The sequence below is a fragment of the Deltaproteobacteria bacterium genome (assembly GCA_016210045.1).
In the GTDB taxonomy this organism is placed as follows: Bacteria; UBA10199; UBA10199.
This window is the reverse complement of the sequence record JACQUX010000009.1, coordinates 205,781-218,514: the sequence shown is the minus strand read 5'-3', so window position 1 is coordinate 218,514 and position 12,734 is coordinate 205,781. Positions and strand designations below refer to the sequence as shown.

General features: G+C 61.0%; 13 protein-coding genes. 7 read left to right on the top strand and 6 right to left on the bottom strand.

The window, feature by feature from the left end:
- The first annotated feature begins 19 nt into the window (after nt 1-19).
- A complete protein-coding gene (locus tag HY696_02940) occupies nt 20-1,318 on the top strand; it encodes a hypothetical protein (protein ID MBI4237362.1) in 1,299 nt (432 codons plus the stop codon).
- Here the strand turns inward: HY696_02940 and HY696_02935 are convergent.
- The 3 genes from HY696_02935 to HY696_02925 are packed head-to-tail and all read right to left on the bottom strand — an operon-like array spanning nt 1,313 to nt 4,052.
- The gene (locus HY696_02935) at nt 1,313-2,893 is read right to left on the bottom strand and encodes an aldehyde dehydrogenase family protein (GenBank protein MBI4237361.1); all 1,581 of its coding nucleotides are present in this window, start codon (nt 2,891-2,893) and stop codon (nt 1,313-1,315) included. The genes HY696_02940 and HY696_02935 overlap by 6 nt on opposite strands.
- 9 nt (nt 2,894-2,902) lie before the next feature.
- Nucleotides 2,903-3,268 (bottom strand): histidine triad nucleotide-binding protein, encoded by a 366-nt coding sequence (locus HY696_02930; GenBank protein ID MBI4237360.1) that lies wholly within the window; start codon nt 3,266-3,268, stop codon nt 2,903-2,905.
- A gap of 19 nt (nt 3,269-3,287) precedes the next feature.
- Complete coding sequence (locus tag HY696_02925; protein ID MBI4237359.1) at nt 3,288-4,052, bottom strand: hypothetical protein; 765 nt, start codon at nt 4,050-4,052, stop codon at nt 3,288-3,290.
- 104 nt (nt 4,053-4,156) lie between these two features.
- On the opposite strand from HY696_02925, the gene HY696_02920 reads away from it, so the two are divergent.
- The 3 genes from HY696_02920 to HY696_02910 all read left to right on the top strand — a co-directional run bounded on the left by HY696_02920 (nt 4,157) and on the right by HY696_02910 (nt 6,874).
- Nucleotides 4,157-5,572, top strand: coding sequence for a hypothetical protein (locus HY696_02920; protein MBI4237358.1), 1,416 nt, complete (start codon nt 4,157-4,159; stop codon nt 5,570-5,572).
- A gap of 56 nt (nt 5,573-5,628) precedes the next feature.
- Nucleotides 5,629-6,525, top strand: a complete 897-nt coding sequence (locus tag HY696_02915; GenBank protein MBI4237357.1) for a DNA integrity scanning protein DisA nucleotide-binding domain protein — start codon at nt 5,629-5,631, stop codon at nt 6,523-6,525.
- A gap of 121 nt (nt 6,526-6,646) precedes the next feature.
- On the top strand, nt 6,647-6,874 hold the full coding sequence (locus HY696_02910; protein ID MBI4237356.1) for a hypothetical protein: 228 nt from the start codon (nt 6,647-6,649) through the stop codon (nt 6,872-6,874).
- Here HY696_02910 and lipB read toward each other — a convergent pair.
- Both lipB and HY696_02900 read right to left on the bottom strand, forming a co-directional pair.
- Nucleotides 6,796-7,515: a lipoyl(octanoyl) transferase LipB gene (gene lipB, locus HY696_02905; protein ID MBI4237355.1), complete on the bottom strand. Its 720-nt coding sequence runs from the start codon at nt 7,513-7,515 to the stop codon at nt 6,796-6,798. The two genes, HY696_02910 and lipB, sit on opposite strands and share 79 nt — an antisense overlap.
- Nucleotides 7,516-7,519: 4 nt before the next feature.
- Nucleotides 7,520-8,119 (bottom strand): CDP-alcohol phosphatidyltransferase family protein, encoded by a 600-nt coding sequence (locus HY696_02900; protein MBI4237354.1) that lies wholly within the window; start codon nt 8,117-8,119, stop codon nt 7,520-7,522.
- A gap of 97 nt (nt 8,120-8,216) precedes the next feature.
- Between HY696_02900 and HY696_02895 the strand changes: the two genes are divergently transcribed.
- Together HY696_02895 and HY696_02890 are read left to right on the top strand one after the other, a co-directional pair.
- Nucleotides 8,217-9,797 (top strand): thioredoxin family protein, encoded by a 1,581-nt coding sequence (locus HY696_02895; protein ID MBI4237353.1) that lies wholly within the window; start codon nt 8,217-8,219, stop codon nt 9,795-9,797.
- 81 nt (nt 9,798-9,878) lie between these two features.
- Nucleotides 9,879-11,255, top strand: a complete 1,377-nt coding sequence (locus tag HY696_02890; GenBank protein MBI4237352.1) for a dipeptidase — start codon at nt 9,879-9,881, stop codon at nt 11,253-11,255.
- 5 nt (nt 11,256-11,260) lie between these two features.
- Here HY696_02890 and HY696_02885 read toward each other — a convergent pair whose 3' ends face one another.
- Nucleotides 11,261-11,590: a zinc ribbon domain-containing protein gene (locus HY696_02885; protein ID MBI4237351.1), complete on the bottom strand. Its 330-nt coding sequence runs from the start codon at nt 11,588-11,590 to the stop codon at nt 11,261-11,263.
- Between the two features lie 81 nt (nt 11,591-11,671).
- Here HY696_02885 and ribD point away from each other — a divergent pair, with 81 nt between their 5' ends.
- The gene (ribD, locus tag HY696_02880; protein MBI4237350.1) at nt 11,672-12,727 is read left to right on the top strand and encodes a bifunctional diaminohydroxyphosphoribosylaminopyrimidine deaminase/5-amino-6-(5-phosphoribosylamino)uracil reductase RibD; all 1,056 of its coding nucleotides are present in this window, start codon (nt 11,672-11,674) and stop codon (nt 12,725-12,727) included.
- Nucleotides 12,728-12,734 lie beyond the last annotated feature (7 nt).

The following is a 12,734-nucleotide window of genomic DNA, read 5'->3' as shown; positions in this document are numbered from 1 at the left end:
ATCGCTATGATGGTCTGGCATGGGACGAGACGACCGGATCGGGCCGATTGAGCGACGGGAAGGACGGGAGCCGGCGGACGCAGGGCCGCGTGTGGAAGAGCGGACGCGGGCGCCGGTGCAACGGGAGATGCCCACTGGGCGTGAGCCGGCGCGTCGTGATCAATTTCGCCACAGCGGTCTGCTGGAGCGATTCATTCGGGCCATCGCGAGCAAGCTGGAACAAGCCACCCAACACACGTTTCGTCTCCCTGGGAGTGGGCGGACAGTCCAGGATCGGCGCGGAGAGCGGGCGCGTCGCGGCAGTGACCGCGGGCAGGCGGAAGCTCCCGCTGATGCAGCGCGTGCGCCGACGCGCGGCGAGGGACGTTCGGGGCGTGCGGAGTCGGCCCAGCAAGCCGCGCCGGAAGCGGGCGGAAGCGCGCATTCGGCGACTGGGCCGGCGAGCTCGGGCGGTGAGCTGAAAACGCGGGATGTGGGAACGGTATCGGAGCTCCCGCAGCCGGGGGGCGCAGAGTCGCCGAGTGGGGGGCGTGAGTTGTCCAAGTTTGAAGCGAAGATTGTGGAGCGATTCGAACAGGGCGCGAAGCTCGTCAAAGAGGCGCCAGATCAGCCCCCGACATTTTTGCAAAAGACGGCGGCGCAATGGAAGACCTTCTTCCGACAATTCCTGCCGCGGACGGAAAAGAAGCAAGTTTCAATGGAGTCGGTGGCAAGCGACGCGATGGTGTTTCGCGGTTTAGTCGGAAAAAGTGGTTCCGAAGGGAAAGGGGTGATGATTGGGGATTTGGCGCTCCAGACCGGACAGATCGAGAAATTTGCGCGTTTCGATGTGGAACTTGCCCACGTGATGGGGTTTGTGCGCGGATTGCAGCCGGGTGCCTCGCTGCCGCGGCAAGTGATTGCGGCCGGTGTGCAGCAGGAGTTGTTGGAATATTTTGCGATCGGTCATGCGCGAGCGGAGGCAGAAATTTTTGCGACCCGCGACAGCGCGGGGATTTTTACCTCGCTCAAGACGGAGGAAGCAGTGGCGCAGCGTTTAGGCCTGCCGCTGGGACAAGGAGTGCCGACGGCCGAAGCGCGTGCTGCAGAAGCGCGCGAGTCGGAGCGTGCGCGTGTCGGTGGCGCGGCTGGTCGCTGGCGCGGGCTGCTCAGCGACGAGGAAGCAGTGGGCGATGAGTTGCCGAGTCGTTTCGTCCCGTGGTGGAAGTGGGATCGTGAAGAACGTCTCGGTGCCAGACGATGGTTTACCGTCGTGTCCTTGGTGACCACGGTTGTGGTCATCGGCGTGCTGACGTGGCTGCTGTTTCACGGATTATGATTTCGGCAATTTGAGACTTTGCAGCAGCGTCGGGAGACTTCGCAGGCGCTGCCACCATCCGCCGGTCGCGGTGCGCGCCATCACCCGAAACAGGTCGTAGACACGCTGTCCATACGGATACCACCAGAGGTCTTTGCGCGGCGCGGACGTGTTGACGTGGATGTGGTGGGGTTCGACCAATTCCATCAGACCGACTTTGCCGTGCGTTCGCCCAAATCCGCTCTCGCCGCTGCCGCCCCATGGGGTTTGACAGATCGCGTGTGTGTAGAGGCAGTCGTTGATCGTCACCGTGCCGGCATGGATTCTCTTGGCCATCCGTTCGGCCGCAGTGCGATCGCGGCTCCAGACCGACGCCGTGAGGCCGAACGTGGTGTCGTTGGCGAGCTGTACGGCTTCGCGGTCATCACTGAAGGTCATGATCGGAAGCAACGGGCCGAATGTTTCTTCGCGCATCACGGCAAAACTGTGATCCACATTAGTGAGCACGGTGGGGCGATAGAAATAGCCGGGGAATGCGGCGTTCCGTTCACCGCCCGTCAGGATCTGTGCTCCCCGCGCGCGCGCCTCTTCGACTTGGCGTTCCACAATGGCCAATTGTGCAGCCGTGGTGAGCGGGCCGATTTCGACCGCGGCGTTGGTGCCGATGCCTTGGCGGAGTTGCTGCGTTTTGCGAACCACCAGTTCGATAAAGCGTTCCGCGACCGCCTGATGCACATAGACGCGCTCGACGGAGGCGCAGCATTGTCCGGCGTTGGTGAAGGCCCCCCAGACCGCGCCGCTGCTGGCGAAATCGAGGTCGGCATCGGCGCGGACGATCATCGGGTCTTTGCCGCCGAGTTCCAACACGCACGGAATGAGGTTTTGCGCGCATGCGGCCATGACTTTTTTCCCGACACCCACGCTGCCAGTGAAAATGAGTTTGTGGAGTCGCGTTTCGCACAATGTCTGTCCCGTCGTGGCGTCGCCGGGGATGTGGATGAAGACATCGCTCGGTAATTGCGCGGCCTCGAACAGCTCGGCGACCCGCATCCCGACCAGCGGCGTCGCGGAGGAGGGTTTCAGCACGACGCTGTTGCCGGCCATCAGGGCCATTGCCACGCTGCCGGCGGGGATGGAAAATGGATAATTCCACGGGGCGATGATGCCGACCACGCCGACGGGGCGATAGGTGAGCCGCGACGTGCGTCCCAACAGCCGCATCAGGCCGGTCGGGAGTGATTCTCCACGCAGCAACGTGGCCGTGTGGTGCGCAAAATAATAGAGCAGATCGGCGAGGGGGTAGAGTTCCGCCGTTAGGGCCTCGACCAACGGTTTGCCGTTTTCTTGTGTGATCGTCAGGGCGAACGCGTCGAGATGTTGAAGCAAATACTCGCGCGCACGTAGCAAGCAGTCTCGCCGTGCGGCGAACGAAAGCGCGGCCCACGTGGGTTGCGCCGCGCGCGCGCGTGCGACGGCCGCGTGGACGTCTGCGGACGCCGTGATCGGGACTTCACCAAGCCGTTCCAGCGTGGCGGGGTTGGTCGAAACCAATGTCCGCGATGTCGCAAGGTCCATAGTTGGTGACGCCTGTGCCATATGTGCTCCCTATTGCGCCCTATTAATTGTGAGCATCTTCCCCAACGGCTGACCTCCGCAAATATGCCAGTGCAGATGGAAGACTTCCTGGCCGGCATCGGCATTGGTGTTGATGATTACGCGATAGCCGCGTGTGGCCAATCCAAGGTCGCGCACGATCTGCTGTGTGGCCGCGATGAGGTCGGCGGCCAAGCCACGCTGCTCGATTGGGAAATCATTGAGCGTCGCGATGTGCAGCCGCGGAATGAGCAGGATGTGGGTCGGGGCTTGCGGTTGGATATCGTGAAAGGCGAGCACAGTGGATGTCGCATACACTTGGCGGCACGGAATTTCACCCGCGCTGATGCGACAAAAAATACATTGGCTGGCACTCATGCTCGCCTCCCGCGCGCGGTCATGAAGGCATCACAGTGTCTTCGTCGGCCGCAGCGATCTGTTCCTGCTCTTTCGTCAGCGTGACGATCGCTTCCAGATCGAATCTGCCTTCGTAGACGGATTTGCCGAGGATTGTGCCCATCACGCCGAATTTTTCCAAATGGATCAGTTGCTCCAGCTGTTCGGTCGTCTCGAGGTCGGTGTGATGCAGCACCGGCATTTGCGCTTGTTGCGCGAACGCACGGATCGACTGAAAGTTTTCCGCCGCGAGCATGCCGTGTTCGTTGACATCGGCATAGAGGACCGCAGCGATGCCGCTGGCGCGGAATTGCTGCAAGTAGTCCGTGGCGGATTTGTGCGGTGCGACGCTCCACCCTTTGATGGCGACTTTGCCGTGCCGCACCGCAATCTCCACGCCGATGCGTCCGGGAAAGCGCCGAGCCAGATCCTCGGCAAATGTGGGCTGTTGGTACGCGATCGATTCCAGAAAGATTCGGGCGACGCCGTGGTCAAAGTAGCGCTTAGCCGTTTCCGCGGTGCGAATGCCGCCCATCACTTGGCAATGGAAGCCGCATTCGGTGACGAGTCGCGTGATCAGCGGGAGGTTGGGCAGCGGACTGCCGACGACACCGGCGTCGAGATCGACGATATGGAGCATTTCGATACCAGCTGCTTTCCATTGCCGGCCAAGGGCCAGCGGGTCGGTCGGCAGCGGTGACTTTGCGTCAGGCGCCGGATTCACGACATGCTGGTGACGCAGAAAGAGGGTAGGGATGAGCAACATAGCCGTACATTTCTAACATGCGGTCCCAACGGCGTAAATTTTAATTTTGTTAGCAACCTTTTCCCATTCGCTGTCGATACCTCACGTATAAAGGAGGCAGTGCTATGGGTGATGATCGGAATGGTCGCGTGCTCCGGATCGATGTCTTGCCGCTGTACGAGCAGTACCGCGTGCTCCTCTCGCCGGGTTGTCGGCAGGAAATCGAGAAGGGGAGCGCCGAGCCGGATGCGTTGCTGGGCGCGGAATGCTCTGCCGAAGTCGGTGTCCTGCAAGTCAATCCCGCGCTGGTCCGCAATGCGCAGACACTGGTCGAAAAGTGTACGCCGACAACAGGCCCGCGAGGACGGGAGCAGGCCGTGCAGTGCTTGGACGCGGTGTTGAAAGATCAGAAACGCGTGATGCACCAAACGATCGCAGCGCGCGAGATTGCCGACTATTGTCGGGAGCGGTATGCGGGCAGCCCCGAGACAACGATGGCATGTCGGGATTTTGGGCAAGGCTATCTGGAGCGTGACGCGGATCTGGTCCGCACGCACGGTTACGTTGCAGCGCGGGCATTTGAACAGGGAGTGGAGCAATTGACGGCTGGGGTGCCAACTGAGGCGCGGCGTTCGCTCGAACCGACGGCGTTACGACTGGCGTATCATTTGTATCATTCGGCGCAGTTGCGCGGTGAAGCTGCGGCCTTCTCATTTTCTGAGGCTATCGCTGCGGCGCAAGAAAAATTGGCCGGTGTGCGGGATGCCGCGCGTGCGTTGGAAAAGGCGCAGGTCGATCAGCAGATCCGCGCGCGCGTGGAAGCGGAAAAGCGCGCGAGGCCGGCAACTCCGGAACGGACGCCGGTCCCGGTCGCGGCCCCAAAGCCGGCGGTGGACGCACAACGGCGTGGATTGGAAACACGCGTACTCAGCAGCTGTGAGCAGTTGCTCGATCGTTATCTCGCAACGGATCATCCGTTGTTGAAGGCTTTGGAGATGACTTTGCCGCCACACGCGACACTGTATCTCCGTGCGCTCATTGTCGAATCGATGACGGACACGATTGCGGACCTGAAGTCAGAAGCCCTTGCCACCACAGGACCCTCCACGGTATTGGGAACGGCGATCAAGGACTTGCACGGAAAAATCTTGGAACGCCTTGTCGACCGCATTGCACGGGCGCATTACGCGGCGCTCGGCAAGAGTGATGTCTATGACCGACTTGGTGAAGTCGGATTCAGTGCCAAACTCAATCTGTTCACGTACGCGGGCAACACGTATCCGTTCGCCGAACTCCCGGCCGAGGCGAAACCATTGGCCGAAATCATGCGGACGATTGATCTCTGGATCGTGATGCGTCGTGAGGATCAGGTTTTTGGAGCGATCATCAAGGGCGCGGAGCAGTGGGTGGGACAAGCGGACACGTCGATCCGGCAGCCCAGTCGCGAGGCGTTGGCCGTCGGGATGCGCACTGGCCTATCGAATCTGTACTTAGGCGAGGCCGGTTGGCGAAAGATGATCGACGGCTTGCTGCAAAAATAGTGCGGTGCCGAACGGTCCGTAGACATTTCCATTGCGCTTCGCTATGAGCGGTCGGCATGCAGCCCGACAATGTCGTCATCTTGCAAGCGGCGTTCACGATGGCCGTGCGCCGTGGTGCGAAGTCGACCTTGCTCTTCATCGATTCGTTGGACGATCTCGTCTATCCGAAGCCGATCCCGCGCGGGTTCTCGCTGATTTTGATCAGCAAACGGAAAAAATTTGAATTCACCGAGGCCGAAGAGGCTTCGTTGGCCGGGCGCGCGAAGGCGATGGTCACGTTGCCGAAGTTGGCGCTGACGCGACTCGCAAAGATGAAATTGGCGCTGTTAATGGCGCTGTCGCGCGGGCAGATCACGGCGGAGGGACCGATCGTCTGTATTGTCGGGCAGTCGGATCAAGAACCGCTCGATGCGATCCAGTTCATCGACCCGACGCGGGAGAACGAACTCCTGACGTTCCGTGGCCAAGGGAAAATCAGTGAATCGATTCAGCCAGAGGTCTTTCAAGCCGTGTTGATGCTGAGCATGGAATTAGCGGAAAAGGGGCGCGAAGGGAAGCCGGTCGGGACGACCTTCGTCGTCGGGGACGCGGAGCGAGTGTGGCAACTCTCCAAACAGATGATCATCAATCCGTTCAAGGGCTACGATGAAGAAGAACGCAATATCCTGAGTCCCGGACTGAAGGAGACGATTCGGGAGTTTTCCGGCCTGGATGGGGCCTTCGTGATCGGCAGCGAGGGGACGGTGCTCACGGCCGGACGGTACTTGAACACCGCGGCCGATATTGCCCAACTGCCGCGCGGTTTAGGGAGTCGACACCTCGCAGCAGCAGGAATCACGGCCTTGACGCAGGCCGTGGCCTTTGTTATCAGCGAATCCTCCGGCGACGTCCGCATCTTCAAGGACGGCAAAATCATCATGGAGATTGAAAAAAGCACGTCACGTGGGAAGTAATGGTGTGTGGCAGTCATTCTGAGCCGTAGGCGCCGCGCCCGCCTCCGGCGGGAAGAATCCAATGGTGTTCACTGGATCCTTCGCTCCGCTCAGGATGACGGAAAGATAAGGAGTCTTACCGATGGCACTCAGTCAGCTGGAATCTCAATTAGTGTTCGACAAACGGTTGGTCGATCGCAATTTACGCCAAGGACATGTCACCGAGGCCGATTTGAATAAACAGTTGGCCGCATTGCCCGACTTGGCCGCAGAGGCTGAGACCCTCCCGCCTTACGACGAACTTCGCCCCGAGGAACAGCCGCCTGCGACGGGAGTGAACGTCGGCCCGATGTTCGAAGCCGCCGAATAACTGCTACTTCGTTCCGGAAATACGTCCGTCAACATCCGACACAGCGTCGCGACCACGTCGGCGCGCGTTGGCGCGTTGCCGCCGCGAAGCGCCGCGATCGACGTGACGCCGCGCTGTTGGATGCCGCACGGCACGATATATTGATAATCCGACAATTGCGGGGCGTAGTTCAGCGCGAAGCCGTGGAGTGTGACGCCATGACTGATGTGCAGCCCCAGCGCGGCGACTTTTTGCTGCCCGACCCAGACGCCGGGATACGCGGCGTCACGGCCGGCGAGGATCTGGAAATGGGCCAGCGTGCGGATGAGGAGTTCTTCCACTTGTGTAACGAACTCACGCACGCCGATCTTGCGGGCATGCAGGTTGAAAATGCAGTACCCGACCAATTGGCCGGGCCCATGATACGTGACGCGTCCGCCACGATTGCTCGGCACTACTTCTATCCCCGCTTGTGCGATCGTTGCTGCATCGGCGCGCCAATCGGCGCTGCAGTCTTGGCGGCCGGTCGTAAAGACGCGCGGATGTTCGCAGAGGATCAAGGTGTCGTCGATCGTGTCGGCGAGCCGTTGTTGTCGCAGTGCCTCTTGGCGTTCCCATGCCAGGCGGTAGGGAATCGTGCCCCAATCATCGACAGCAATCATAGGACTACCTTGGTCGTTGCAGGATTTCGAGACCGCGTTGCAGGTATTCGAGGATGGTGATGATCAACAACGCGCCGCCAATGAAACTTCCCCAAAAGACGAAGTCCCAGACCGGATATCCAATGATCGCCACGCCGGGAAACGTCAGGTCGATGAGTGCCAGCCCGCCGATGACCAACAACAACAGCGTCGTCACTTTACTCCAGAACACGGCCCCGTATTCGATCGGGACTTTGCGCCACAAAAAATAGCCGATGCCGGCGATGATGAAGAGATCTTTCCCCAGGACCAGCACGACAAACCAAATGGGGATGATCTTGCCTCCGGGAACGGTGGCGAGACCGATGAACGAGACGGCCATTAAGAGTTTGTCGGCGATCGGGTCGAGGATGGCGCCGAGCCTGGAGCGCTGATTGAAGCGCCGTGCGATATAGCCGTCGATTAAGTCGGTGCCGCCGGCGAGACAGAAGAGGATCAGCGCGACTAAGTACCACTGTTGTACGAACGCCAAGATGAGAAACGGCACCGCCGCGAGGCGAAAATAGGTGAGCAAGTTCGGGAGCGTCGTTCTGGTCGGTGTGGGAGCGGCCGCGTCGTCCATCATGGCGGCGGAATCTACGAGAGTGTGGGAACGGTGTCAATCACGTGCACGGTTTTGTCGCACGATTGCATCGAGCTGACATTGTGCTATGCAGCGCGCGATGAAAAAGTGCCGCTATGGTTGGGGAGTGTTGTGGAGTGTGTTTTGCCTTTGCTGGATCGGGGGCGTGCAGGCCCAACTGCCGGCAACGCCGTTTGGGATGATCGTCGAACCTACGGAGCTCGCGCTGCAGCCGGCGGAAAAAACCACGGTGCGGGTGGTGCTTCAAGTGCCGACCAAGCACTATCTCTATCGTGCGGAAACGGAACTCAACTTCGATGCGCTGGAAGGCCTGAAAGTCGTCGCGATCCGCTATCCCGACGCGCAACTGAAGGAAGATCCGTTTTTGGGCAAGACGGTGGAAATTTATGACCACGATGTCGAGATCGTCGCCGAATTGGAGGCTCCGGCCGGCCTAGCCCCCGGACCACGGACATTGGCGGCGACTGTGGCCTTCCAAGGCTGTTCCGAGAAACTCTGTTTCCGGCGTGAAGAGCGGCTCGTGGAATGGGCAGTGCAAGTCGGTCCGGTTGGCGCGGCTCCGAGCACCGATCATACGTCGAGTCCCACCCACGTTGCTGCTCAATCCGCACCGCAAGACCTCTTCGCCCATGGCGCACTCTGGACGTATCTGCTCGTGTTCCTCGGCGGTGTGCTCACCAGTTTCACGCCATGCGTGCTGCCGATCCTCCCCGTGGTGCTGTTGATTATCGGGATCGATCCGGAACGGCGTCGTCGCAATTTGTTGCTGGCCGCGTCGTTGGCGCTCGGCCTTTCGCTCACGTACGCGACGATCGGCGTGGTCGGCGCGTTGGCCGGGCAGCCGATCGGCTTCCTCTTTCAACAACGGTGGTTTTTAGTCCTCGTCGTGCTCTTTTTCCTCGCGATGTCCGCGTCGATGTTCGGCGTTTTCTCGCTCCAACTGCCGTCCGTGTTGCAAACGCGGTTGCAGCGGTTGGGCGGCGTCGGGCCGCGCGGAGCCTTTCTGGCCGGCATTTCCACCGGCCTGTTGGCCACGCCATGCGCGGGCCCGGTGGTCGCGGCGCTGGTGACGCACGTAGGCGTGCAGCGCGATGCGGTGCAAGGATTTCTACTGCTCTTCACGTACGGCCTCGGTCTCGGAACGGTCTTCATGATCGTCGGCACATTTTACGGGGCGATCGCGCGCAAATTGCCGAAGGGTGGGGCGTTGCGCGTAGTGAAAGCGGCGCTCGGAATCTTACTGCTGCTGCCGGCCGGGTATTACACCTGGGCGTTGCTGGCGCCGGACTCGCGCTGGCACACCGATGAGACCGTCGCGCTCACGACGGCGCGCGCGGCAGGGCGGCCGCTGCTGATTGAATTTACCTCCAAGACCTGTGTCCCGTGCGTCATCATGGAGCAAACGACCTTTCAAGATCCGCGAGTCGTTGCAGCGCTGGCTACGCGGATTGTCCCGTTGCGAATCGACACCACGTTTACGAATCGGACTGTTGAAGGCTTGATTGAGCGCTATCACGTCGTCGGTTGGCCCACGCTCATCTTCGCGGCACCGGATGGGACGCTATTCGACGATTTGCGGTTAGTCGGTGAAGTCGTCTCTCCGGAACGACTGTTAGAAGTGATCACCGAGGCGGAGCGGAGGACAAGGGGTGGCTGGTGACTCGTGGCTGGTCAATGGATACTCGTGGTCCGCTCCCCAGTCACCAGCCACGAGTCACCAGTCACCAAAAAGGAGTGTTCTATGCGCAACGCACTGACCTATGCCCAAGGACAATTCGCTGCCGCACAAGCGGCGTGGTTTGAATTTTTGCGCCTCCCCAGTGTCTCGGCCGATCCGGCGTACCATGCCCCATGCCGGCAAGCGGCCGACTGGACCGCGGCGCGCCTCCGTGCCATCGGGATCGAAAACGTCCGCTTCCTCGAAACGGCGCACCATCCGATCGTCTACGGCGATTGGCTCCATGCCCCCGGCAAACCGACGGTCCTGATTTATGGGCACTACGATGTCCAGCCCCCCGATCCGCTCCCGCAATGGATCTCCCCACCGTTCGAGCCGACCATTCGCGACGGCCATGTCTTTGCGCGCGGTGCTACGGACAACAAAGGTCAGTTGGTCGCGTTTTTGACAGCCGTCGAGTCGTGGTTGCGCGGCGCGGGTGCGTTGCCGCTGAACGTGAAGTTTTTCATCGAAGGCGATGAAGAATCAGGTTCCGCCGGGATCGAGGCGGTGGAAAAATATCAGCGCGAGGTGGCGTCGGATGCCATCCTGATCGCCGATTCCCCGTGGTTCGATCAACACACTCCCGCCATCTATCACGCGATGAAGGGACTGGCATATTTCGAAGTCGTCGTACGAGGCGCCAACCGCGACGTCCACTCCGGGACGTTCGGTAATTTGATGCCGAACCCGATCAACGCGCTCGCGAACGTCTTAGGCGCCATGTGTCCACCGCAGGGCAAGATCCAGATCCCCGGATTTTACGACCCCGTCATTGACTTGACTGCGGCGGAGCGGGCGGAAATCGCGCGCGTGCCGTGGCAGCCGGACGCCATCCAACGGGAGTACGGCGTGGCGCAGCTCGGCGTTGGCGAACCGGAATACACGCTGTTGGAGCGGAGTTGGGGACGTCCCACGATGGACATCAACGGGATCGGCGGAGGCTATCAAGGCGCCGGTTCCAAGACGGTCATCCCGAACGAGGCCTTTGCCAAAGTCAGTTTCCGCTTAGTGGCGAATCAGGACTGCGAGGTCGTCGGGCGACTGTTTGAAACCGAACTGCGTCACCGTCTCTCGCCGGGAATCACGCTCCACAAATTCTTGGTCCACAACAATGCCAATCCGGTGATGACCCCCATCAACGACCCGTTCGTCCAGGCCGGTGTGGCCGCATTGCGCGAGGCCACCGGCAAAGCCGCGATCGTGGCCCGCCAGCCGGCCTCGATCCCGATCGCGATCAACTTGAAACGCTACGCCAAGGCGGCGATTCTCCTGTTCGGCATGGGCTATCCCGACGACAACTTCCATTCCCCCAACGAACACCTCGAGATCGCCCAATTCGAACAAGGCATCATCAGCTGCATCCATATGCTTGGGAAGATCAGCGCGGTGAAGTTGTAGCTATCCTACGACGTCTTCGGCGGCTTCGATTTGCAGGCACCGCCGTCGCAACAGCCGCCGGAGCGGGAGTGGGTGGTGGGGGATTCGCTAGATGCGCTCGTGGTGGGTTTTGCGCTGGTGCTACTGGAACTGCTCGCACTTGACCCGGCTGCGGGCGTCGAGCCGTAGCCGTCTTTGTACCAACCGCCCCCCTTCAAGACGAAGCTGGTTTGACTGATCAGTCGTTCTAACGTGCCTCCGCAATCGGGGCAGGTCGTGAGCGGCGCATCGGACATCTTTTGCAGCACTTCCGTCTGTTTGCCGCATTGTTTACAGCCATATTCGTACATCGGCATATGTGAACCTCTTGCGTGAGGAAAAAATATCCGGATATATTCGGGGCGGCGGAGCAAATGTCAAGTCGGGACGTACAATATATGGAGCGAGCGTTGGCGCTGGCGCGTCTGGCCGACGGTCGCCAGCACCCCAATCCGCAAGTGGGCGCGGTGGTGGTGTGTGGTGGTCGTGTCGTCGGCAAAGGTTTTCATGCCCGGGCCGGCGGGCCGCACGCCGAAGTGGTGGCGTTGCGGGAAGCGGGCCCGCGAGCGCGCGGCGCGGATCTGTACGTGACATTGGAGCCATGCGCGCACGTGGGCCGGACGCCTCCGTGTGTCGAGGCGATCTTGGCGGCCGGGGTGCGGCGGGTGGTCTACGGGATGCGAGACCCGAACCCCAAAGTAGCGGGGCTGGGATTGCGGCGGTTGCGGGCCGCCGGTGTGCAAGTGGTCGGACCGGTCCAGGCGGCAGCGGCCGCAGCGCTGAATCCGATCTATCTCCATTGGGTGCGGACGCGTCGCCCGTACGTCATCCTCAAAGTCGCGATGACGTTGGATGGCAAAATTGCCGACGCCGACGGCCATTCGCAGTGGATCACCAACGCGGCAGTGCGGGCCTACAGCCACGAATGGCGCGCGCGGGTCGATGGGATCGTCGTCGGTCGGCGGACCGCGTTGCTGGATGATCCGTGTCTGACAGTCCGGCTGCCGCGTTATCGCGGTTCGCAACCGACCCCGATGATTTGGGTCGGCGCTGGTGCGATTCCATGGCGAGCGCGTCTCCTCAGCGCGGCACGCAGCGGCACGTATTGTATCGTTAGCCGTCCGAACGCGACCGTCGAGCGACGCTTGGCGCGCCGCGGGCACCGGCTGGTCGTTGCCGCGTCGGTGCGTACGCTGCTGCACATTCTGGGCCGTTTAGGCGTCAGTGCAATTCTCATGGAAGGTGGCGCGGCCACGATTGGCGCCTTTATCCGGGCACGCGCGGTCGATTATTGTATTGCCTGTGTGGCCCCGAAGTTGCTAGGTGGGAGCGGTCTCGGATGGACCGACGCATTGGGGTGGAAAATTGCTGCGGCGCCGAATTTACAAGTAGAAAAGATTTTGCGCCTCGGGGACAATGTCATCATTGAAGGGAAGTTTCGGCAGCATGCGTAACCGATCA